The 22,230-nt window shown below is 67.7% G+C and carries 16 protein-coding genes; 8 read left to right on the forward strand and 8 right to left on the reverse strand.

Features of this window, described 5'->3' with window-relative positions; all coding sequences use genetic code 11:
- Positions 1–285: 285 nt before the first annotated feature.
- From ndk to ABIE24_RS15780, 5 genes are all read right to left on the reverse strand, one after another.
- A complete protein-coding gene (ndk, locus tag ABIE24_RS15760; protein WP_354501353.1) occupies positions 286–699 on the reverse strand; it encodes a nucleoside-diphosphate kinase in 414 nt (137 codons plus the stop codon).
- Positions 700–704: 5 nt separating this feature from the next.
- Complete coding sequence (locus ABIE24_RS15765) at positions 705–1,073, reverse strand: DUF4233 domain-containing protein (protein ID WP_354501355.1); 369 nt, start codon at positions 1,071–1,073, stop codon at positions 705–707.
- On the reverse strand, positions 1,061–2,422 hold the full coding sequence (locus ABIE24_RS15770) for a bifunctional folylpolyglutamate synthase/dihydrofolate synthase (protein WP_354501357.1): 1,362 nt from the start codon (positions 2,420–2,422) through the stop codon (positions 1,061–1,063). Before ABIE24_RS15770 ends, ABIE24_RS15765 begins: the two co-directional genes overlap by 13 nt.
- On the reverse strand, positions 2,415–5,825 hold the full coding sequence (ileS, locus tag ABIE24_RS15775; RefSeq protein WP_354501359.1) for an isoleucine--tRNA ligase: 3,411 nt from the start codon (positions 5,823–5,825) through the stop codon (positions 2,415–2,417). Before ileS ends, ABIE24_RS15770 begins: the two co-directional genes overlap by 8 nt.
- A 293-nt stretch (positions 5,826–6,118) precedes the next feature.
- A complete protein-coding gene (locus ABIE24_RS15780; RefSeq protein WP_354501360.1) occupies positions 6,119–6,724 on the reverse strand; it encodes an acyl-CoA-like ligand-binding transcription factor in 606 nt (201 codons plus the stop codon).
- Between the two features lie 154 nt (positions 6,725–6,878).
- On the opposite strand from ABIE24_RS15780, the gene ABIE24_RS15785 reads away from it, so the two are divergent.
- Genes ABIE24_RS15785 through ABIE24_RS15800 form a run of 4 tightly spaced genes read left to right on the forward strand, consistent with a single transcriptional unit; the run spans position 6,879 to position 11,977 of the window.
- A complete protein-coding gene (locus ABIE24_RS15785; RefSeq protein ID WP_354501362.1) occupies positions 6,879–8,534 on the forward strand; it encodes an ABC transporter substrate-binding protein in 1,656 nt (551 codons plus the stop codon).
- Positions 8,509–9,501 carry an ABC transporter permease gene (locus tag ABIE24_RS15790; RefSeq protein WP_354501364.1) on the forward strand — a complete coding sequence of 331 codons (993 nt, stop codon included), beginning with the start codon at positions 8,509–8,511 and terminating at the stop codon, positions 9,499–9,501. Before ABIE24_RS15785 ends, ABIE24_RS15790 begins: the two co-directional genes overlap by 26 nt.
- On the forward strand, positions 9,498–10,355 hold the full coding sequence (locus tag ABIE24_RS15795) for an ABC transporter permease (RefSeq protein WP_354501366.1): 858 nt from the start codon (positions 9,498–9,500) through the stop codon (positions 10,353–10,355). Before ABIE24_RS15790 ends, ABIE24_RS15795 begins: the two co-directional genes overlap by 4 nt.
- Positions 10,352–11,977, forward strand: a complete 1,626-nt coding sequence (locus ABIE24_RS15800) for a dipeptide ABC transporter ATP-binding protein (protein WP_354501367.1) — start codon at positions 10,352–10,354, stop codon at positions 11,975–11,977. Before ABIE24_RS15795 ends, ABIE24_RS15800 begins: the two co-directional genes overlap by 4 nt.
- Before the next feature lie 4 nt (positions 11,978–11,981).
- On the opposite strand, the gene ABIE24_RS15805 is transcribed toward ABIE24_RS15800, so the two are convergent.
- A complete protein-coding gene (locus tag ABIE24_RS15805; protein ID WP_354501369.1) occupies positions 11,982–14,111 on the reverse strand; it encodes an acyltransferase family protein in 2,130 nt (709 codons plus the stop codon).
- A gap of 158 nt (positions 14,112–14,269) precedes the next feature.
- Between ABIE24_RS15805 and valS the strand changes: the two genes are divergently transcribed.
- From valS to ABIE24_RS15820, 3 genes are read left to right on the forward strand one after another with little or no spacing between them, the layout of a single operon-like run.
- Positions 14,270–16,867, forward strand: coding sequence for a valine--tRNA ligase (gene valS, locus ABIE24_RS15810; RefSeq protein WP_354501371.1), 2,598 nt, complete (start codon positions 14,270–14,272; stop codon positions 16,865–16,867).
- 9 nt (positions 16,868–16,876) lie between these two features.
- On the forward strand, positions 16,877–17,320 hold the full coding sequence (locus ABIE24_RS15815) for a GNAT family N-acetyltransferase (protein ID WP_354501373.1): 444 nt from the start codon (positions 16,877–16,879) through the stop codon (positions 17,318–17,320).
- A gap of 14 nt (positions 17,321–17,334) precedes the next feature.
- Positions 17,335–17,598: a hypothetical protein gene (locus ABIE24_RS15820; RefSeq protein ID WP_354501375.1), complete on the forward strand. Its 264-nt coding sequence runs from the start codon at positions 17,335–17,337 to the stop codon at positions 17,596–17,598.
- Positions 17,599–17,641: 43 nt separating this feature from the next.
- Here ABIE24_RS15820 and ABIE24_RS15825 read toward each other — a convergent pair whose 3' ends face one another.
- Positions 17,642–18,448: a class I SAM-dependent methyltransferase gene (locus tag ABIE24_RS15825; RefSeq protein ID WP_354501377.1), complete on the reverse strand. Its 807-nt coding sequence runs from the start codon at positions 18,446–18,448 to the stop codon at positions 17,642–17,644.
- Positions 18,449–18,511: 63 nt separating this feature from the next.
- Between ABIE24_RS15825 and ABIE24_RS15830 the strand changes: the two genes are divergently transcribed.
- On the forward strand, positions 18,512–20,560 hold the full coding sequence (locus ABIE24_RS15830; RefSeq protein WP_354501379.1) for a M3 family metallopeptidase: 2,049 nt from the start codon (positions 18,512–18,514) through the stop codon (positions 20,558–20,560).
- A gap of 361 nt (positions 20,561–20,921) precedes the next feature.
- Here the strand turns inward: ABIE24_RS15830 and clpX are convergent, their stop codons facing one another.
- Positions 20,922–22,199: an ATP-dependent Clp protease ATP-binding subunit ClpX gene (gene clpX / locus ABIE24_RS15835; protein ID WP_354501381.1), complete on the reverse strand. Its 1,278-nt coding sequence runs from the start codon at positions 22,197–22,199 to the stop codon at positions 20,922–20,924.
- Positions 22,200–22,230 lie beyond the last annotated feature (31 nt).

Genomic DNA, 22,230 nt, shown 5'->3' on the forward strand with positions numbered 1-22,230 from the left:
GGGAAATGAACGACCGGCCCCGCAAACGACTCGAGTTCGCGAAGCCGGCCGAAGTCATCGAACAGGTGCTGTTGCAATGACCGCTTGAAACCGCCGCGCCATAAGGGGCCTCAGCGTCACCGGAACGGAAGCCACGACCCGGCAGTTGCGTTCCAGTGACGCAAACGCACGCTTACAGGCGCCATAAGGGGCCTTAGCGTCACCGGAACGGAAGCCGCGGCATCCGTGCAGCGAAACGGCGGCACCCGAAAAAAGGATGCCGCCGAAAAGGTTCGAGAGAGAGACCTACGCGAACCAGAGCTCGAGTTCGCGCGCCGCGGACTCGGGGCTGTCGGAGCCGTGCACGAGGTTCTGCTGAACCTTCAGACCCCAGTCGCGGCCGAGGTCGCCGCGGATGGTGCCGGGAGCCGCGAGGGTCGGGTCCGTGGTGCCCGCGAGCATCCGGAAGCCCTCAATGACCCGGTTGCCTGCGATGCGGATCGCAACGATGGGGCCTGACAGCATGAATTCGACGAGCGGCTCGTAGAACGGTTTGCCTTCGTGCTCTGCGTAGTGCGCGGCGAGGACGGATCGATCGGGCTCGACCAGGCGGATGTCGACGAGGGAATATCCCTTCGCCTCGATGCGGCGGAGGATTTCGCCGGTGAGATTGCGTGCGACGCCGTCCGGCTTGATCAGTACGAGTGTTTCTTCAACCATGTGTGTCAACTTTCCGTTTCCTGTGTGGCGGCGTTCTGTCGGTCGATCCTGCCACCGACGATCATGCAGTACACCCACATCCCCGCGAAGACCAGGCCGATGACCCACATCACGGGCACGAAGATGCCCGTGGCAACGATAACGCCTTGCAGCACCCAGCCCACGCCGAACGCCCACTCGTGGCGCAGCATCGCGAGGGTGAACAGAATGGCGACGCAGATCACTCCCCCGCCGAGGAGGGCGACCGGTCCCGGCTGCACCTTGAGCCCGAAGGCGACGAGCGAGGCGAGGAAGACGACGATGAGCTCGAAGGCGAGCACGATCGACGCAAGCGACTGGCGCACGCTGCGTTTCGCACGGCTCACTTCTTCCATCCGTTCTCGTCGGCCAGCTCGACGACCTCGCCGGCGAGCACGACGGAGCCGGTGACGACGACGAGCCTGCTCTCGCCCTCGTTGGCCCACTCCCGCGCCTCGAAGACCGCGTCCTCGAGGGTGTCGTAGCTGTGCACCAGCGCCGGATCGATGGTCGACCGAGCACGGTCGGCCAGTTCGTCCACCGGAATGGAGCGGGTCGACGCGGAGGCGGTGAGGTGTATCCGCTGCGCCAGGGGCGCGAGGACCTCGAGGATCCCCTCCGCGTCCTTGTCGCCGAGCACGCCGAGAACGAAGACGATCTCACGGAAGTCGAAGTACTTGCCGAGCGCCGCGGCGAGCGAGCGGGCGCCGTGCGGGTTGTGGGCCGCATCGACGAGCACCGTCGGCTCGACGCCCACGAGCTGCAGCCGGCCGGGCGACTCGACCTCGGTGAGACCTTCGGTGAGCGGATCCGTCGACAGCCGCTGCAGCCCGTTGCCGAGGAACGTCTCGACCGCGGCAATCGCGACGGCGGCGTTCTGCCCCTGATGGTCGCCGTAGAGCGGCAGGTACAGGTCGGAGTAGAGGCCGGCGCGTCCGCGCACGCTGATCACCTGCCCGCCGACCGCGACCACGTCGCTGACCAGCTCGAAGTCGATGTCCTGCGCGATGAGAGGCGCCTCAGACAGTTCGGCGGCGTTCACCAGCTGGGCCATGGCATCCGGATGCTGCGCCGCCGTTACGACGGTCGCGGCAGGTTTGATGATCCCCGCCTTGGTGCGGGCGATCTCGGCGATGGTCGTCCCGAGTCGGTTGGTGTGGTCGAGGTCGATCGGCGTGAACACGGCGATCTGCGCGTCTGCGGCGTTGGTGGAGTCCCACTCGCCGCCCATGCCGACCTCGACGACGGCGACGTCGACGGGGGCGTCGGCGAAGATCGCGAAGCCGAGCACCGTGAGAACCTCGAAGAAGGTGAGCGGAACGTCGCCGGAGTCCTCGAGTTCGAGGTCGACCATGTTGACGTACGGCTGGATGTCTTCCCAGTTGCGCACGAGGGTCTCGTTCGAGATCGGTTCGCCGTCGACGACGATGCGTTCGTTGAAGTGCACGAGGTGAGGGCTCGTGAACAGCCCGGTGCGCAGTCCGTAGCCGCGGAGGATGCCTTCGATCATGCGACTCGTGCTGGTCTTGCCGTTGGTTCCGGCGAGCTGGATGATCGGGTACGCCCGCTGGGGGTCCCCGAGCAGGTCGAGCGCCCGTCTCGTCGGCTCGAGGCGCGGCTGCGGAGCCGCCTCTCCGGTACGGGCGAGCAGCGCCTCGTAAACGGCCCGGCCCTGCTCGGCGTAGTTCTCCTCGTGCTCAGACATTCAGGCTCCTGGTCGCGCGGCGCACGGCCACGGTGAATGAACCGGTGTTGGCGAACGCCCCAGCGGCGAACTCCTGGTAGAACTCGACCGGTCCGCCGAACAGCCCCGGCAGCCATTCGGCCGGGGTACCGGCACGGGTCTCCTCGGGCACTTCGTCGAGCACGTGGATGGACGAGGTGGTCGCGAGGGTCTCGGCGGCGATGTCGACGTCGGTGACGAACGAGACGGCATCCGCGTCACCGGCGTCGGAGAAGACGAGGCCGAGCACGATGCGGTCGCTGACGTCGAAACCGGCGGCCTTGCGGGTGTCCTGAACCGATCGCACGACGTCGCGCGCGAGCCCTTCAGCCTCGAGGGCCGGCGTTGTTGCCGTGTCGAGCAGCACGAAGCCTCCGCCCTGGAGAAGGGCGAGCGCCGAATCGGATGTTCCGTCGGTGTTGGCCGTTTCGAGCACGAGGTCATACTCCCCCGGCTCGAGCGCGATTCCGCCGGCGACGACGACGCCGTTCTCCTCGCTCCAGTCTCCTGAGCGCGCGGCCTTGATGGCGGCCTGGACGGTCTTGCCCAGGCGGGGTCCGGCGGCGCGGGCGTTCACGGTGAGGCGGGACGTGATGCCGTAGTCGGCGGCACTCGACTCGGCGAACTGAACGAACCGCACCTCCTTGACGTTGAGTTCATCGCGGAGGATTCCCTCGAACGGTGCGAGCACGGCGGGGTCGGGAGCGACGACGGTGAGGCTCGCCAGCGGCAGCCGCACCCGGCGTCCCGCCTGCTTGCGCAGCGACAGCACCGTGGAGCTGATCACCCGGATGGAGTCCATCGCGGTGACGAGGACATCGTCGTCGGGGAGGTCGGCGGCGTCCGGCCAGTCGGTGAGGTGGATGCTCCGCCCGCCGGTCAGGTCCTTCCAGATCCGCTCCGAGACGAGCGGGAGAAGAGGCGCGGCGGCGCGAGTGAGCGTTTCGAGAACCGTGTACAACGTGTCGAAGGCGTCGCTTCCGCTGCCGTCCTCGGCCACGCCCACCCAGAACCGGTCGCGGGAACGCCGCACGTACCAGTTGGTGAGCACATCGGCGAAGTCCCGGAGCGTCGCCGACGCGAGGGTCGAGTCCAGGTCGTCGAGGTGGCCGGTGACCTCGGTGAGCATCACCCGGGTCTTGGCGAGGATGTAGCGGTCGAGCACGTCAGGCGAGTCGGTGCGACGCTTCGCGTCGTAGCCGCCCTCCTTCGCCGTGTTGGCGTAGAGGCTGAAGAAGTACCACGTGTTCCACAGCGGCAGCAGCATCTGCCGGACTCCCTCACGGATGCCCTCCTCGGTGACGACGAGGTTGCCGCCCCGCAGGACGGAACTCGACATGAGGAACCAGCGCATGGCATCCGAGCCGTCACGGTCGAAGACTTCGTTGACGTCCGGGTAGTTGCGGAGCGACTTCGACATCTTCTGGCCGTCGCTGCCGAGGACGATGCCGTGGCTGACGACGTTCTTGTACGCCGGGCGGTCGAACAGCGCGGTGGACAGCACGTGGAGTGTGTAGAACCAGCCCCGGGTCTGCCCGATGTACTCGACGATGAAGTCGGCCGGGTTGTGCGAGTCGAACCACTCTCGGTTCTCGAACGGGTAGTGCACCTGGGCGAACGGCATCGACCCGGAGTCGAACCACACGTCGAGCACGTCGGTGATCCGGCGCATCGTCGACTGCCCGGTCGGGTCGTCGGGGTTCGGCCGGGTGAGCTCGTCGATGAACGGGCGGTGCAGGTCGGTGGGTCGCACACCGAAGTCCTGTTCGAGCTCGTCGAGCGAGCCGTACACGTCAACGCGCGGGTAGTCGGGGTTGTCGCTCTTCCACACCGGGATCGGGGAACCCCAGTAGCGGTTGCGGCTGATCGACCAGTCCCGGGCGTTGCCGATCCACTTGCCGAACTGGCCGTGCTTGACGTTCTCGGGCACCCAGTTGATCTGCTCGTTGAGGTCGACCATCCGGTCGCGGAACTCGGGGACGCGGATGAACCAGCTCGACACCGCCTTGTAGATGAGCGGGTTGCGGCAGCGCCAGCAGTGCGGGTAGGAGTGCTCGTAGCTGGCCTGGCGGAGCAGGCGCCCCTCGGCCCTGATCACCTGGGTCAGCGGTTTGTTCGCGTCCGACCAGAGCAGGCCGGCCACATCGGTGACCTCCGGCAGGAACTTGCCGCCCTCGTCGACGGAGATGATGACGGGGATGCCGGCGGCTTCACAGATCCTCTGGTCTTCCTCACCGTAGGCGGGCGACTGATGCACGATTCCGGTGCCGTCTTCGAGGGTGACGTAGTCGGCGACGAGGATCCGCCAGGCGTCCTGCATCCCGAACTCGTCGACGTCGGAGTAGTAGTCGAACAGGCGGTCGTAGGTGACGTCCTCGAGTTCCGCGCCGGTGATCGTGCGGGAGATCGCGGCGACGGCGTCCGCGGCCGACTCGTAGCCGAGATCCTTGGCGTAGTTGCCGACGAGGGCTGTCGCCAGCAGGTATTCGCCTCCGAGCACCTCGGTGGTTCCGCCGGTGCCGTGCTTCTCACGCAGCACCGTGGCATCCGGTGTGCCGTTCGGTCCGGCGGGGATCACGGCGTACTCGATGTCGGGGCCGACGGCGAGGGCGGCGTTGGTGGGCAGGGTCCACGGCGTCGTCGTCCAGGCCAGAGCGCGGACCGCGGTGAGGCCGAGCGACTCCGCCTTCAGCCCGGTCAGCGGGAAGGTGACGGTGACGGTCTGGTCCTGGCGCATCTTGTAGACGTCGTCGTCCATGCGCAGCTCGTGGTTCGACAACGGGGTCTGGTCGCGCCAGCAGTACGGAAGAACCCGGTAGCCCTCGTACGCGAGGCCCTTGGAGTGGAGCTCCTTGAACGCCCAGATGACGCTCTCCATGAAGGTGATGTCGAGGGTCTTGTAGTCGTTCTCGAAGTCGACCCAGCGGGCCTGGCGGGTGACGTAGCGCTCCCAGTCCTCGGTGTACTTCAGCACGGAGTCCCTGGCGGCGGCGTTGAACGCGGCGATGCCCATCTCTTCGATCTGGGCTTTGTCGGTGATGCCCAGCTGCCGCTCGGCTTCGAGCTCGGCGGGGAGCCCGTGCGTGTCCCAGCCGAAGCGGCGGTGCACCTGCTTGCCGCGCATGGTCTGGTACCGCGGGAACACGTCCTTGGCGTAGCCGGTGAGGAGGTGCCCGTAGTGCGGCAGGCCGTTGGCGAACGGCGGGCCGTCGTAGAAGACCCACTCGTCGGCGCCTTCACGCTGGGACACGGATGCCTCGAAGGTCGCGTCGTCCTTCCAGAACGCGAGAACGTCGTTCTCGATCTCGGAGAACTTCGGCGACGGAGTCACGCCGAACGCGGCTCCGGTGGAGAGCGAGTCGTCGTGGGACTTGGGGTACGGCATTTTTCTCCCGGCAGGTTTCGATGTTCACCTGCGAGGGCGGATTCAGATCCGCGGTACCACCTCGCTTGCCGCACAGGGCGGCCGCTCGTTCATTGGCTGTGACGGGCCAGACCCGCCCGGTTCTACTGGGCTCCGCAGGTGCGCGGTGCTGTTCTTCCGGAGACTCCCCGGTGATGGCCGGATCGCAGTCGTTGTCTCAAGGATAGCGGGTCGCCCGCTCCCCCGTCGCGAGTTGCCGGGTTTGCGGGGGTTCAGTGGGTTGTGGACCCCTGCAAACCTGTGATCTCGCGGGGTTAGAGGGCCTGGGCGAACCCGGCACAGACCGGGCCGACCGCCTCGGCCACGTACGTGGCGAGGGGGCGGCGGCCCACCCCGGCACTAGCCCAGACGCCGGCGGCTGCGGCTGCAGCCCCGAGCACCGCGAACGCCACGGCCTGCGGCAGGACCAGGCCGGCCGCGCCGCCGAGCCTGCGTTCGACGAAAGCCTGCACGATGGCACTCTGTTTCATGAACCGTCGCAGCCCGGATGCCTCGAGGTCGTCGCGTGTGCCCATCAGGTCCACCTGGGTCAGCGCCCACGGCACCCGGTCGTCGGGATGCGACGTGGCGACCCGCACGAGAGCGTCGCGCACGGCATCCATCACCGGGTCCTCCGCCCCGGCCGCTGCGAGTTCGTCGGCCAGACGTTCGATCGTCTCATCGAAGTCGACCCAGAGCAGGTCGGACTTCGAACCGAAGTAGTTGAAGAAGGTGTTCCGGCTCACGCCGGCCCGGGCGGCGATCTGGTCGACGGTGGTCCCGGCGTAGGTCTGCTCGAGGAACAGCTCAGCGGCGGCCTCCTCCAGCGTGCGCTTCGATGAGCGCCGCGGGCGGCCGACGTGCGGTGTGGGATCGTTCATGTCGGCTCCTCTCCCCGCACAGCGTATCGACACGGGCCATCCGCCCCGGCGCCTCGGGAAGAAAACACGCGGTAGGGTCGTTATTAGACCGCGTCCAATAAACGGGGACACGTCGCCCGCGCTTCTCGCCTGACCACCGCCCAAGGAATGTCACATGCACTCGAACCCACGCCCGCGCGTCCGCGGACTCGCATCCGTCGCGGCAGCAGCCGGGATCTCCCTCCTCGTCGCCGGCTGCCAGGCGACGCCAGGAGAGACATCGTCGACGCCCGTCGCGGGCGGAACCCTGACCTACGCCAGCGGCGACGCCGAACCGACCTGCCTCGAACCGCACGTCGGCGGCAACTACCCGCAGGCCCTGATCGCCGGCCAGTTCCTCGAGTCCCTCGTCTCGCGGGATGCCGACGGCACGATCATTCCCTGGCTCGCGACGGAGTGGTCGGTGTCCGAGGACAACCTGAGCTGGGACTTCACTCTCAAGGACGACGTCACCTTCACCGACGGCACGCCGCTCAACGCTGAGGCCGTCAAGGTCAACGTCGAGCACCTCAAGGATCCGGCAACCGAATCGTCGACCGGGTACCTGGCGCTCGGCAAGGTCGAATCGGTCGAGGCAGTCTCGGAGACCGTCGCGCGGTTCACCCTCAGTGCGCCAGACAGTGCCCTGCTCGAGTCGCTGTCGCAGCCGTGGGTCGCCATCCAGTCCCCCGCCGGCATCGCCCGCGGCATGGAAGAGAACTGCCAGGCGCCGATCGGCACCGGGCCGTTCATCGTCGACGAGTGGGTCAAGCAGGACCACATCTCCCTCGTGCGCAACGACGACTACACCTCACCTCCCGCAGACGCCAAGCACGACGGCAAGGCCTACCTCGAGGCGATCGAGTGGCGGTTCCTGCCTGACTCCGCCTCGCGGTACGCGGCACTGCAGGGCGGCCAGGTCGACGTGATCGACAACGCCCAGCCCGACACCATCGCGTCGGCGGAGAAGACCGAGACGCTCACGCACCTCGATGCGCCGAGGCCGGGAGCCTCGAACCGGATCGAACTGAACTCCGGCACCGCCCCGTTCAACGATGTCGCCGTTCGTGAGGCCTTCATCCGGGCCGTCGACGTGAACGACGGCATCGAGTCGCTCTACTTCGGTTCAGCGGAGCGTTCCTACTCACCACTGTCGAGCGTGGAGGCCACCGGCTACTCCGACGAGTCGCTGTTCGACACCGACGTCGACGCCGCGAACGCGCTGCTCGACTCGGCGGGATGGACCGAACGGGATGCCGACGGGTACCGCGTCAAGGACGGCGCGCGCCTCTCCCTCGACTTCCCGGTGTCGACGAACCAGTCGATCCCGGCCGAGCAGTCGCTCTTCGAGCAGATCCAGGCGACGGCGAAGGATGCCGGCTTCGAGGTCAACATCAGCCTCCTCGACCTGTCGAGCTGGTACGGCGTGCTCGCCGAGAACAACTACGACCTCGTCAGCGCCCCGTACACGAAGGTCGGCCCCGACGTCCTGCGTATCCTGTATCACTCCGACGGCATCACCCCGGCGCCGAGCGGCTACTTCGCGAATCTCTCCCAGGTGAACAACCCAGAGCTCGACGGCCTCCTGACCGCCGCGTCCGAGATCTCCGATGCCGACGCGCGTGCCGACCTGTACGAGCAGGCACAGCAGATCATCCTCGAGGGCTTCCACATCCTCCCCCTGTACGACCAGCAGAACCATTTCCTGCTCGGCACCCAGGTGAAGGATGCCCGGGCCCTTCCGACGGTCTCGACCCCGACCTTCTATGACACCTGGCTCAGCGGTAACTAGGCCGGCGCAGCGGTCGAGGAACCTCCGGACCTCCCGGTGGCTCCTCGTCCGGCTCGGCGGCGCGGTTTTCGTGATGTGGGCCGTCGCCACGCTGACATTCTTCGCGATCCGCCTGATCCCCGGCGACCCGGCCGAGGCGGTCCTGGGTGGGCCGGGGTCCCAGGCGTCGCAGGAGACACTCGACCAGGTCCGGGCTGACTACGGTCTCGACCTTCCCCTCGGGGTCCAGTACCTCAATGCGCTCGGCCGGCTGCTCAGCGGCGACCTCGGCACGTCATACGCCCTCAAAGTTCCCGTCGCAGAACTTCTGCTCGCGCAAATCGGCGGGACTCTCGTCCTCGCCCTCGCGGCGCTCGCTCTGGCCTGGCTCCTCGCCCTCCTGCTGTCCCTCTGGTCGACCGGCGGGGGTCGGATCGCCGCGGCGCTCGGCCAGGGCATCGAACTGACCAGCGCGGCTCTCCCCCACTTCTGGCTGGCGACCGTCCTGATCGCCGTCTTCAGCAGTGCCCTCGGCTGGCTGCCACCGGTGTCGACCGGCGGCGCGGCCGGTCTCGTGCTCCCCACGCTCACCCTGGCCATTCCGCTGGCCGGTTTCCTCGCCCAGGTGATGCGGGAGACCCTGCTCGACACCCTCGACGCACCCTTCATCATCTCGGCGCGGGCCCGCGGCGAATCGGAGCGCGGCATCCGCCTGCGCCACGCCCTCCGCCACGCGAGTCTACCGGCGATCAGCCTCTCCGGCTGGGCGCTCGGCTACCTCATCTCGGGCGCCGTCGTCGTCGAGACGATCTTCGCCCGCCCCGGCCTCGGCCGCACCCTCCTGCAGGCCGTCACCCTGCGCGACGTCCCGATCGTCACGGGGGTCGTCCTCCTCGTCGCGCTGGTCTACATTCTCATGACGATCATCACGGATGCCGCCTCGCGGCTCGCCGACCCGCGCCTGCGTTCAGCGGAGACCGGGCGATGAGCGAACTCGACCTCCGGACCGCTGCGGCGAGCGCGGCACCGGCCCGACGTTCCCGCCCGAGCGTCGGCGAGATCCTCGCCCTCGGCTTCGTCCTCTTCCTTCTCGTCGCGACGGTGGCCCCCGGCATCCTCACCGCGATCGACCCCAATGCGATCAACGCACGGGAGGCCTTCCAGGGGCCGTCACTCGAGCACTGGTTCGGCACAGACGAATCCGGGCGCGACATCTATAGCCGCGTCATCGCCGGCACCTCCACCTCCCTGCTGATCGGCGTCACCGCGACAGCCATCGGGCTCGCCCTCGGCCTGGCCCTCGGTGTGCTCGCCGGGTTCGGCGGGCGCGTGCTGGACTTCAGCGTCAATCGCACCATCGAAGTGCTCTTCGCCTTCCCCGGCCTGCTGCTCGCGCTCCTCGTCATCGTGATCGCCGGGCCGGGGCCGGTGACAGCCACCATCGCCGTGGGCCTGTCGACCGCACCCGGCTACGCGCGGATCATCCGCGGTCAGCTGGTCGGCATCCGCACCTCGGCCTACGTTGAATCGGCGCGGGTCCTCGGCCACCCACCCTGGCGGATCCTCACCCGCCACATCCTCCCGAACGGGCTCGCCCCGCTGGTGGTGCTCGCGACGCTCGGCATCGGCCAGGCCGTCGTCTGGGCGGCGGCCCTCAGTTACCTCGGGCTCGGCGCCCAGCCGCCGTCCGCGGAATGGGGCGCCATGCTGTCGGCCGGCCGCACCTACATCGGCACCGCCTGGTGGCTCACCGTCTTTCCCGGACTCATGATCGTCCTCACGACCATCGCGACGACCGTTCTCGGGCGCCGCCTCAGCCGCCGAACGGGAGGGCAGCGATGAGCGGCCACGACGCGTTGCTCGACGTCGGCGGACTCTCCGTCTCGTTCGGCTCGGCCCCGGTCGTCTCGGACGTCTCGTTCCGCGTCGGCCGCGGTGAATGCGTCGCGATCGTCGGCGAATCCGGCTCGGGCAAGAGCGTCACCGCCCGCTCACTGCTCGGCCTTGCCGGTCGCGGCTCGCGCGTGACCGCATCGACGCTGACCCTCGCCGGCCGCGACCTCGCGGGCGCATCCGAACGCGACTGGCGGAGCATCCGGGGATCGCAGATCGGCCTCGTGCTGCAGGACGCCCTCGTCTCGCTCGACCCGCTCCGCCCGATCGGCCGGGAGATCGGCGACGTTCTCCGGCTGCACGCGAGGCTCTCCGCCACCGACGCCCGGAACCGGGTTCTCGAGCTGCTCGCCAGCGTGGGCATGCCCGATCCGGAACGCGCCCTCGGCCAGCGATCCGGCGAACTCAGCGGCGGGCTGCGGCAACGCGCGCTCATCGCGTCGGCGATCGCGCTCGATCCGCCCCTCCTCCTCGCCGATGAACCCACCACGGCGCTCGATGTCACCATCCAGGCCCGCATCCTCGACCTGCTCGCCGACGTGAAGTCGCGGGGAACCGGCATCCTGCTGATCAGCCACGACCTCGCCGTCGTGAGCGCGATCGCCGACCGGGTGCTCGTGATGAAGGACGGCCGCATCGTGGAGTCCGGAGACACGCAGCGACTGCTCGCTGAGCCGCGCGAGGAGTACACCCGCCGCCTCATCGCCGCCGTCCCCACCGACAAACCGCGCCGGACGCCCCTTGTCCCCGGGACGGCGCCGGTCGACACGACGGAATTGCCGCCAGCGTCGGATGCCACGGTGCCTGTCGTGCTCGACGCGCGCGGCCTGACGAAGACGTTCGCGACCCCGGCGGGCCGTTTCCGCGCCGTTGACGACGTCTCGTTCGAGCTGCGACGCGGTGAGACGCTCGGTATCGTCGGCGAATCAGGGTCGGGCAAGACGACCGTCGCCCGGCTCGTGCTCGCCCTGACGACCGCTGACGAAGGGGACGTACTGCTCGACGGCGCCCCGTTCTCGGCTCTGAGCGAACGGGACCGCCGCCCCCTCCGCCAACGGATCGGCGCGATCTACCAGGACAGCCTGAGCTCGTTCGACCCGCGGCTGAGCGTGAGCCGGATCCTCGCCGATGCGAGTGCTCTCACTCCCGAAACCGACCGCTCGACCGTCGGCGAGCTCCTCCACGCCGTGGGGCTGCCCGCGGCGATGGCCCAATCCCGGCCCCTGTTCCTCTCCGGAGGCCAGCGCCAGCGGGTATCCATCGCCCGCGCCCTCGCCGCACGGCCGGAAGTGCTCATCTGTGACGAACCGGTCTCGGCCCTCGACGTGACGATCCAGGCGCAGGTGCTGGACCTGCTCGACCGGCTGCAGGCCGACCGCGGTCTCAGCTACCTGTTCATCTCGCACGACCTGGGGGTGATTCGCCACATGAGCGACAGGATCGCCGTCATGAAGGACGGCCGGATCGTCGAAACCGGAACCGCGGCGACCGTGTTCGACGACCCGCAGCATCCGTACACCGTGCGCCTCGTCGCCGACGCGCCGCGACTGGCTGACGCAGCCGCACCCTGACGGCTCAGCCCATCAGCGCATCGATCTCCGCGCCGAGGAACGGCACGAGCGTGCTCGCATAGACCCAGCTGATGTGGTGCGAGTCCCGGTACGCCAGCACACCGCCGATCACCGGCCGGCACAACCCGTCAGGGCAGAAGTACGGCGTCAGGTCGATCACCCCGAGCTTCGGATCGTCGGAACCGTTCACGGCCTCGGCCGCTGGATCCCTCTCGATCGCGTCGGAGACGTGAACAGCGCAGGTCTCGACCGCGTCATCGCCCGACTCCGCCAGGCAGGCCAGGTAGTCGTCGTTCATCCGGGGAGTATCACGGAGCACGACGACGTGTTCGATCGTCGGCGGCAGCTCCGCCCACCGCAGCCGGTACTCCCTGGCCGCGCTCGTCTGCCAGTCGGCGTCGAACGGTTCGGCCACGACGGAGTTCCGCGCCCGCGTCGCCGTGAACAGGGCATCCACCTCGGAGTGCTCATTGAGCCAGCGGAGCGCCTGGTCGTTCCAGTCAGCGCACCGCTCGTTCATTTCCGTGAGAGCCTCGGCAGACATGTGCTCCTCGAACCGCCGGTCGGGCCCGAACGGACACGAGCTCTTGGCGATCACGACGAGCGCCCAGCCCCGATCCGTCGCGAGGTCGGCGAACGCCGGCAGCCACTGTTCCGCGTGTGAATCCCCGACGAGGGCGACGGTGCGGGGCGCACGGTCGGCGGGTGCACCGTAGTAGCAGACGGTGAGGTCGGCAGAGCGGATGCCGGCAATGCAGCGCTCCGGGGACGCATCCGCCAGCGAGGGGTCGGGAATCACCGCCGCCACCGGTTCGACGCGCGCGCACTCGTCGCTGTTCACGGCCGCGGCGCCCAGGCAGGCGGGGTTCTCGTCCACGAGCGCTTCGAGTGTGCGCTGTTCGGTCGCGAGGCGGTCGTTCGCGACGCCGAGGGTCGACAGCGGCACGAGGAGGACGACGGCCATGGCCGCTGCCATCGCCGCGAACGTCGCCCGCGGTCTCCGGGTAGCGAGCACGCCGTACCGGATCGGGTTCTCGACCCAGCGTTCGGTGGCCGCAGCGAGCGCAACACTGGCGGCGGCGACAACGAGCCCGTCCACGACCGTCATTCCCCGGCCGAACGCCATCGGCGTGAGAACGATCAACGGCCAGTGCCAGAGGTACACCCCGTACGACAGATCGCCGAGACGCTGGACCGGCCGGACCGCGAGTATTCGCGTGGGCGCGAAACGCCCGCCCGGCTCGGCCGCCGCGATCACCGCGAGGGTGCCGAGAACGGGCAGCACGGCAGCCGAGCCGGGGAACGGCGTCGAGGGCCCATACGCCACAGCCGCTGCACCGATCGCGGCCAGGCCGGCCCAGGCCAGGGCAGCCAGGGGAACGCGGGTCCGCCCTGCCAGGCGGGCCAGCGCCGGCGCGGCGATGGCGAGCAGGCCACCGGCCCCGAATTCCCACGCCCGCGTGGTCGGCAGGAAGTAGGCGGGTGACGGGTCGCGCGCCGTGAAGATCACCGACCAGGTGAAGGACGCAGCGACGACCATGGCGAGGACGAGGGCGATGTTCCGCCGGGGCGAACCGCTTCCAGTCGCTGAGCCCTTCCTGCCGAGGACGACCGCCGCGAGAATCAGCACCGGCCAGACGAGGTAGAACTGTTCCTCGGCGGCGAGCGACCAGAAGTGCTGCACCGGCGATGGCGCCGATTCGGCGGCGAGGTAGTCGACCGACCGTGCGGCAAGAGCGAGGTTCTGCACGTACCCCACGGATGCCATCACCTCGCCGAGAAAGCGGCCGACGACCCCGGCTGGCGCGAGCAGCCAGATGCCCCCCGCCGTGACGAGGAGCACGGTGAGCGAGGCCGGCAGCAGTCGACGGGCCCGACGCGCCCAGAATACGGCGAGCGACACCGACCCGGTCCTGTCCACCTCACGCACCAGGTGCGTGGTGATCAGGAAGCCGGAGAGAACGAAGAAGACATCGACCCCGATGTAGCCGCCCGGGAGGACCGCGGGCCAGAGGTGAAAGACCACGACTGCGAGCACGGCAACAGCACGGAGCCCCTGGATGTCCGCCCGTTGCGTGGCATCCGTCCTGGCCTGTTGTGTCTGCGTCGCTCTCTGCGTCGTGGTCGTTGTCATGCGCCCCCCTCTACGCTGCGGCCAGTTTAAGCACGGAGCCGCAGGGTGTCAGGGGCTTGCGCTGCAGGCTTGGTCCCCCGCTCCTCCGCTAGCATTGAACGACCCAAACACTCAGGCACGTTCACACGGTGCCGTCTATAGCGAAACCGGAGTACCCCATGACCGCGCACGTTCCAGACAAGCCGGCACTCGAAGGCCTCGAAGCAAAATGGGGCCCCGTCTGGGAGAACGCGGGTACTTACCGGTTCAACCGCGGCACCGCCGTCGAGGGCGGACGCGACTGCGTCTACTCGATCGACACTCCCCCGCCCACGGCATCCGGTTCGCTGCACATCGGGCACGTCTTCAGCTACACCCACACGGATGTCGTCGCCCGCTTCCAGCGGATGACCGGCAAGCAGGTGTTCTACCCGATGGGCTGGGACGACAACGGCCTGCCCACCGAACGGCGGGTGCAGAACTACTACGGCGTGCGCTGTGACCCGACCCTTCCCTACGACACCGAGTTCGTGCCGCCGTTCGAGGGCGGAGACGGCAAGAGCTCCAAAGCCGCCGACCAGAAGCCGATCTCGCGCCGCAACTTCATCGAGTTGTGTGAACGCCTCACCGCCGAGGACGAGAAGCAATTCGAAGCGCTCTGGCGCACCCTGGGACTCTCGGTTGACTGGTCGCAGTCGTACCGGACGATCGGCAACGACTCGATCCGCGCCAGCCAGCTCGCCTTCCTCCGCAACATCGAACGCGGTGAGGCCTACCAGGCCATGGCGCCGACCCTGTGGGATATCACCTTCCGCACCGCTGTCGCCCAGGCCGAGCTCGAAGACAAGGAGCAGAAGGCCAACTATCACCGCGTCGCCTTCCACAAGCCCGACGGCGGCACGATCGAGATCGAGACCACTCGTCCTGAACTGCTTCCCGCCTGCGTCGCCCTGGTCGCCCACCCCGACGACGAGCGGTTCAAGCCGTACTTCGGCACCACGGTGACCACCCCGCTCTTCGGCGTCGAGATACCGGTGCTCGCCCACCACCTCGCGCAGCCAGACAAGGGTGCTGGCATCGCCATGATCTGTACCTTCGGCGACGTCACCGACGTGGTCTGGTGGCGCGAACTCGACCTGCCCAACCGCACCATCATGGGCCGAGACGGTCGCATCATCCACGAAGCACCCGATGTCATCACCTCGGAGGCCGGACTGGTCGCCTACCGCGAACTGGCCGGCAAGACCGTGTTCAGCGCCAAGCAGGCGGTCGTGCAGTTGCTCACCGACTCCGGCGACCTGATCGGCGACCCCAAGCCGACCACCCACCAGGTCAAGTTCTACGAGAAGGGCGACAAGCCGCTCGAGATCGTCTCCACCCGGCAGTGGTACATCAGAAACGGCGCGCGCGACGAGCAGCTCCGCGCACGCCTGATCGACCTGGGCAAGGAACTCCAGTGGCATCCCGACTTCATGCGCGTGCGCTACGAGAACTGGGTCGGCGGCCTCACCGGCGACTGGCTCATCTCCCGCCAGCGTTTCTTCGGCGTGCCGATCCCGCTCTGGTACCCGCTCGACGGCCACGGCGAACCGATCTACGAATCCCCGATCCTCCCGGATGCCGCGTCACTCCCGGTCGACCCCTCCAGCGACGCTGCCCCCGGTTACGACGAATCGCAGCGCAATGTGCCCGGCGGATTTCTCGGCGAACTCGACATCATGGACACCTGGGCGACCTCGTCGCTCACCCCGCAGCTCGCCGGCGGCTGGGAACGCGATCCCGAACTGTGGAACCTCGTCTTCCCGTACTCCATGCGCCCACAGGGCCAGGACATCATCCGGACCTGGCTGTTCTCGACCATGCTGCGCTCCGCGCTCGAATACAACGAGAAGCCGTGGGAGCACGCCGCTCTCTCAGGGTGGATCCTCGACCCCGACCGTAAGAAGATGTCGAAGTCCAAGGGCAACGTCATCACCCCGGCCGACATTCTCGAGAAGCACGGGTCGGATGCCGTCCGGTACTGGGCCGCGTCGAGCCGCCTGGGCACCGACGCCGGATTCGACCCACAGAACCCGACCCAGATCAAGATCGGCCGCCGCCTGGCCATCAAGGTGCTCAACGCGTCGAAGTTCATCCTCAGCTTCGAGTCCGCGGCCGACGCGCCGGTGACCGAGCCCATCGACCTCAGCATGCTGGCGACCCTGCGCACGGTGGTCGCGGACGCGACGGCGGCCTTCGAGGCGTACGACCACGCCCGGGCGCTCGAGACGGCCGAGTCGTTCTTCTGGACCTTCTGCGACGACTACCTCGAACTGGTGAAGGAACGCGCCTACGACAGCAGCAACCCCGGCCAGGCGTCTGCGGTCGCTGCCCTGCGGGAGGCGCTCAGCGTCCTGCTCCGGCTCTTTGCCCCGTTCATCCCGTTCGCGACCGACGAATCCTGGTCCTGGTGGAACGAGGGATCCGTGCACGCAGCCACCTGGCCGACCGTCGCCGAGCTGCCGTCGACCGGGAAGCCGGAACTCCTCGTCCTCACCGGGCAGGCGCTCACCAGCATCCGTCGCAGCAAGACCGACGCCAAAGTGTCGCAGAAGACGACGCTGAACGAGGCCACCATCGGGGCAACCCCGGATCAGATCGCCCTGTTGACCCTCGCAGAAGGGGATCTCAAGGCCGTCGGTCGTATCGCTAGACTCAGTTTCACTCCGGCCGACGAATTCGCGGTCACCGGAGTGGACTTCGCCCCGGTCGACGCCCCGACGTCGAACCACAGTTGAGGAGACACCATGACGTTTGAAATTCGCCCGGTCCGAGACCGTGACTTCTTCAGCTGGCTGCCGCTGTTCGCCGACTATGGCGAGGTTGCAGGTACACCCGTACCCGACGAGAAGGCCCTGCTCGTGTGGAGCTGGATCACCGAGAAGACCCACGGCCTGTCGGCGCTCGTCGCCCAGGACGACGAGGGCAATCTGATCGGCCTTGCGCACTACCGCACCTTCGCCCGCCCGCTCGCCGGCGGAACCGGGATCCAGATCGACGACCTGTTCGTCGCGACGGATGCCAGGAAGACCGGCGTCGGGACCGCGCTGATCGAGCGCGTCACCGAAATCGCACGTGAACAGCGCGCCGGGGTCGTCCGGTGGACCACTCCTGCTGACAACGATGCCCAGGCGCTCTCCGACAGGGTTGCCGAACGCACCAACTTGGTCACCTACGACCGCGCAGTCTGAGGGACGATCCGGTCATGCAACTCGGAACCCGTTGGAGCGTCGGGGACGCCCCGGCCACCGGACTCCCGGAGGTTGTCGTCGCGGCGGTGCGTACGGTCGAAGATGAGCTCGTCGCCGAAGACATCGACACGCGTGGCTGGCGCTGGACACTGACCTGGCTTGAACGCCGCCCGATCGTCGAACTCGACGACGGCACCGCCATCACCTACAACGAGGTGGCCGACACGGCGACGATTCGCCAGCACGACGCCGCCCTCACCGACGACGAGGAAGACTAGCGACTCGGCTTTGCCGTCGGACGCCCCGCCGGCATCCGTCTCGCTATTTGCGGGCCAGGATCTCCCCGTGGGGCATCGCGTACCACGACCGCGGGTCGGCTACCCAGGCGGTCCAGGCCGCGGCGATCTCGTCGAGGTCGGCCTGCGTCGCCGAGCCGCTCTCCAGCGACTGCGGCGCGAAGCTGGATTCGACGGCGCGGACCGCCCAGGCGCTTCCCCACCAGTCACGGTCCTCGTCGGTCGAGAAGCACCAGATCGACGCGGTGCTCTGCACATCGGTGAACCCGGCCTCGAGGGCCCAGGCCTTGAGCGAACGTCCGGCGTTGGGTTCGCCCGAGTTCGAGCGTGCCACCGACTGGTACACCCGCATCCAGGTGTCGAGGCCGGGAAGCAGCGGGTACCAGGATGCCGCTCCGTAGATCACGTCACGGGCAGCGACAATTCCGCCGGGTTTCACGACACGGCGCATTTCACGCAAGACGGCGACGGGGTCGCCGACGTGCTGGAGCAACTGGTGTGCGTGGACGACGTCGAAGCTGTTGTCGGGAAAATCGAGGGCGTAGGCGTCGCCCGCGGCGAAGTCCACGTTGAGCACGTCGCTGTCGCGGGCCAGCGTCGAGGCCTGGATGCAGACCTCGGCTGAAGCGTCCATCCCGAAGACGGCGCCGGGGAAGACTCGTTGGGCGATGTCGATGGTGATGGTGCCCGGCCCGCTGCCGACATCGAGGACCCGGGACCCGCGGGTCAAATAGGGCGCGAGGTACGCGGCTGAATTGTCCACGGTGCGCCAACTGTGCGTGCGGAGGACGCTCTCGTGGTGCCCGAGTGTGTAGCGCTCGGAGGTTGCCATACCTCCACCTTATGGGTGTGCCGAGACTGCTTCTGGCCACATGTCGGCCCTAGGGTTGGGTGCATGCCAGAGACGCCGAACCCGTTCCTTGCTCCGAGCACCCTGCCGTACCAGCTGCCGCCCTTCGCCGCCATCCGCGACGAGCACTTCGGGCCCGCGTTCGAACGGGGCATGACCGAGCACCTCGCCGAGATCGAGGCGATCGTCGGCACGGCCGACGCGCCGACCTTCGAGAACACGATGCTCGCGCTCGAGCGGTCAGGTCAGACCCTCCAGCGGGTCAGCCACGTGTTCTTCAACAAGAGCTCAGCCGACTCCAACCCTGCGACGATCGCGCTCGAAGAACGGATCGCGCCGCTGCTGTCGAACCACTCCGACGCAATCCGGCTGAACCCGGCCCTGTACGCCAGGATCACAGCACTGCGCGACCAGCTCGACGAGCTGGGGCTCGACGACGAGTCCCGCTACCTCGTCGAGCGATACCACACCGAGTTCACCCTCGCCGGCGCCGGACTCAGCGAGGCCGACAAGGAGGAGCTTCGATCTCTTAACAGCGCCCTGTCCACCCTGACGACGCGTTTCGAGCAGAACCTGCTCGCTGACACGAACGACCTCGCCGTGGTCATCGACGACGTTGCTGACCTCGACGGTCTGAGCGACGGGGAGGTCTCCGCGGCCGCCGAGGCGGCGCGGGCGCGAGGGATGGAGAACGGTTACCTCCTGTCCCTGGTGCTCCCGACCGGGCATCCGGCGCTGGCCAGCCTGCGGCGGCGGGATGTCCGCGAACGGATCATGCGTGCGTCGCGTGCCCGGGGCATCCGAGGGGGCGAACATGACAACTGCGGCCTCGTGCTCGAGATCACGCGACTGCGGGCGAAACGCGCGCAGCTTCTCGGCTTCGACTCGCATGCCGCTTTCGTGACGGCGGACGAGACTGCGAAAACCCCGGAGAACGTCGCCGCGATGCTGGAGTCGCTGGCCCCAGCGGCGGCCAGAAACGCGCGCGCGGAACAGGCCGACCTGCAGGCGCTCGCGGATGCCGGCGACGAGTCGTACGACGTGGAGAGCTGGGACTGGGCGTTTCTCACCGAGCAGGTGCGCAGCGAAAGGTTCGCCATCGACACCGCCGCCATGCGACCGTACTTCGAGGCCGACCGTGTGCTCGTCGACGGGATCTTCTTCGCTGCCGGACGACTGTACGGTGTGCAGTTCGTCGAGCGACCCGACCTCGTCGCATACCACCCGGACGTCCGCGTCTTCGAGGTCACCGAAGCCGACGGGTCCCCGATCGGCCTGTACCTGCTCGATCTCTACACCAGGGACTCGAAACGCGGTGGCGCCTGGATGAATCCGCTGATCGCCCAGAATACCCTGCTCGGTCAGCCGACCGTCGTCGTGAACAACCTCAATGTGCCCAAACCCGCGCCGGGGCAGCCGACCCTCCTCAGCTTCGATGAGGTGAAAACGTTCTTCCACGAGTTCGGCCATGCCCTCCACGGCCTCTTCGCCCGGGTTCGCTATCCCCGGTTCGCGGGCACGAACGTGTACCGCGACTTCGTCGAGTTCCCCAGCCAGGTGAACGAGATGTGGATGCTGTGGCCCGAGGTCCTCGCCAGTTACGCCGTGCACCACGAGACGGGCGAGCGGATGCCGCAGGACCTCGTCGACAGCATCCGCCGCTCCTCCTCGTTCAATGAGGGATTCCTCACCAGCGAATACCTCGCGGCGGCCATGCTCGACCAGGCCTGGCACCGGCTGCCTGCCGGGGCCGCCGTCGACGATGTCGCCGTCTTCGAACGCGACGCGCTTACCGCGGCAGGGCTCGACAACCCCGCGGTGCCGTCTCGCTATTCGAGCACCTACTTCGCCCACACCTTCTCGGGCGGATATGACGCGGGCTACTACTCGTACATCTGGAGCGAAGTCCTCGACGCGGATGCCGTCGAGTGGTTCACCGAGAACGGCGGGCTCACCCGCGAGAACGGCGACCGCTTCAGAGCACTGGTACTCGGCGTCGGTGGCAGTAAAGATCCGCTCGAGGCGTACCGCGAGTTCCGCGGCCGCGACGCCCGGATCGAGCCGCTGCTCGTGCGGCGGGGGCTGACAACGTAAACCGCTCGCATCGAGTTCCCCCAAACGGTCACTCGTTTACCTGAGTGGCCCCAAACGGTCGCTCGTGAGCATCCCGAACAACGCTTCGAGGCAACTCACCGTCTGTGGCCGGCTTCGCCGCAGCATCCAATGCCACGAGCGCTACAGACGGAGCATCGCCCCGATCACCGTCCGTGAGGATCGAGTTTCCCCAAACGGCTGCTCGTCTCACTGAGTTGCCCCAAACGGTCTTCCGCAGAGACGCGGAATAGCATTTTGGGGCGCCTCACTGCCCAAACAGCACTTCAGGGCAAATCGACGTCTACAGGAGCCCGAGCGATCGCCCGAGCGCCACGAGTGCGGCGCCGGCGGGAGTGGCCAGCTACGCCGACTTCTCCTGGCGACGCGGCTTGTGCGGAACAATCGTGGGCGCCGCGTTCTCCAGCACCGACTCGCGGGTGATGACGACCCGCGCGACCTCTTCGGTCGACGGCACCTCGAACATGACGGGGCCGAGCACCTCTTCGAGGATCGCACGGAGACCTCGGGCGCCCGTCTTGCGGAGCACCGCCAGGTCGGCGATCGCCTCGAGGGCACTCTGCTCGAACTCGAGCTCGACGCCGTCGATCTCGAACATGCGCTGGTACTGGCGCACGAGCGCGTTCTTCGGAACGGTGAGGATCTCCATCAGCGCGTGCTGGTCGAGCGGCGTCACCGTGGTGACGACCGGGAGTCGCCCGATGAACTCGGGGATGAGCCCGAACTTGTGCAGGTCTTCAGGCAGAACCTCGCTGAACAGGTTCATGTCGTCGCCCTTGGAGTGCAGGGGGGCGCCGAAGCCGATGCCCTTCTTGCCGGCGCGGGACGAGATGATCTCTTCAAGCCCGGCGAACGCGCCGGCGACGATGAAGAGCACATTGGTCGTGTCGATCTGGATGAATTCCTGGTGCGGATGCTTGCGGCCGCCCTGTGGGGGAACGGATGCGACGGTTCCCTCCAGGATTTTCAGGAGCGCCTGCTGCACGCCCTCACCGGACACGTCGCGGGTGATCGACGGGTTCTCGGCCTTGCGGGCGATCTTGTCGACCTCGTCGATGTAGATGATGCCGGTCTCGGCACGTTTGACGTCGTAGTCAGCCGCCTGTATCAGTTTGAGCAGGATGTTCTCGACGTCTTCGCCGACATAACCGGCTTCGGTCAGCGCGGTGGCGTCGGCGACGGCGAAGGGCACGTTGAGGCGCTTCGCGAGGGTCTGCGCGAGGTACGTCTTGCCGCAGCCGGTCGGGCCGATGAGGAGGATGTTGCTCTTCTGGATCTCGATGTCGTCGGAGATCGAGTCGGCGCTGGTGAGCGTCGTGCGGGCGCGGGTGCGCTTGTAGTGGTTGTAGACGGCGACGGAGAGCGCCTTCTTGGCGGGGACCTGCCCGATCACGTACTCCTCGAGGAAGTTGAAGATCTCCTTGGGCTTGGGCAGCTCGAAGTCGGGTGCGGCGGCTTCGCCGGCCTCGGCGAGACGCTCCTCGATGATCTCGTTGCACAACTCGACGCATTCGTCGCAGATGTACACGCCCGGCCCCGCAATGAGCTGCTGGACCTGCTTCTGGCTCTTGCCGCAGAAGGAGCATTTGAGCAGGTCGGCGCTCTCACCGATTCGAGCCATCTGTCCACACTCCTTTTGCTGGCAGGTTGCC

It is taken from the genome of Mycetocola sp. 2940, from assembly GCF_040548835.1.
Lineage (GTDB): Bacteria > Actinomycetota > Actinomycetes > Actinomycetales > Microbacteriaceae > Mycetocola_A.

Excerpts from the sequence above, each read along its gene's own strand:
- ndk (WP_354501353.1), bottom strand. The coding sequence starts at position 699 with ATGGTTGAAGAAACACTCGTACTGATCAAGCCGGACGGCGTCGCACGC.
- ABIE24_RS15800 (WP_354501367.1), top strand. The coding sequence starts at position 10,352 with ATGAGCGGCCACGACGCGTTGCTCGACGTCGGCGGACTCTCCGTCTCG.
- ABIE24_RS15770 (WP_354501357.1), bottom strand. The coding sequence starts at position 2,422 with ATGTCTGAGCACGAGGAGAACTACGCCGAGCAGGGCCGGGCCGTTTAC.
- ABIE24_RS15825 (WP_354501377.1), bottom strand. The coding sequence starts at position 18,448 with ATGGCAACCTCCGAGCGCTACACACTCGGGCACCACGAGAGCGTCCTC.
- ABIE24_RS15790 (WP_354501364.1), top strand. The coding sequence starts at position 8,509 with ATGACACCTGGCTCAGCGGTAACTAGGCCGGCGCAGCGGTCGAGGAAC.
- valS (WP_354501371.1), top strand. The coding sequence starts at position 14,270 with ATGACCGCGCACGTTCCAGACAAGCCGGCACTCGAAGGCCTCGAAGCA.
- ileS (WP_354501359.1), bottom strand. The coding sequence starts at position 5,825 with ATGCCGTACCCCAAGTCCCACGACGACTCGCTCTCCACCGGAGCCGCG.
- ABIE24_RS15820 (WP_354501375.1), top strand. The coding sequence starts at position 17,335 with ATGCAACTCGGAACCCGTTGGAGCGTCGGGGACGCCCCGGCCACCGGA.
- ABIE24_RS15785 (WP_354501362.1), top strand. The coding sequence starts at position 6,879 with ATGCACTCGAACCCACGCCCGCGCGTCCGCGGACTCGCATCCGTCGCG.
- clpX (WP_354501381.1), bottom strand. The coding sequence starts at position 22,199 with ATGGCTCGAATCGGTGAGAGCGCCGACCTGCTCAAATGCTCCTTCTGC.
- ABIE24_RS15815 (WP_354501373.1), top strand. The coding sequence starts at position 16,877 with ATGACGTTTGAAATTCGCCCGGTCCGAGACCGTGACTTCTTCAGCTGG.
- ABIE24_RS15795 (WP_354501366.1), top strand. The coding sequence starts at position 9,498 with ATGAGCGAACTCGACCTCCGGACCGCTGCGGCGAGCGCGGCACCGGCC.
- ABIE24_RS15830 (WP_354501379.1), top strand. The coding sequence starts at position 18,512 with ATGCCAGAGACGCCGAACCCGTTCCTTGCTCCGAGCACCCTGCCGTAC.
- ABIE24_RS15780 (WP_354501360.1), bottom strand. The coding sequence starts at position 6,724 with ATGAACGATCCCACACCGCACGTCGGCCGCCCGCGGCGCTCATCGAAG.
- ABIE24_RS15765 (WP_354501355.1), bottom strand. The coding sequence starts at position 1,073 with ATGGAAGAAGTGAGCCGTGCGAAACGCAGCGTGCGCCAGTCGCTTGCG.
- ABIE24_RS15805 (WP_354501369.1), bottom strand. The coding sequence starts at position 14,111 with ATGACAACGACCACGACGCAGAGAGCGACGCAGACACAACAGGCCAGG.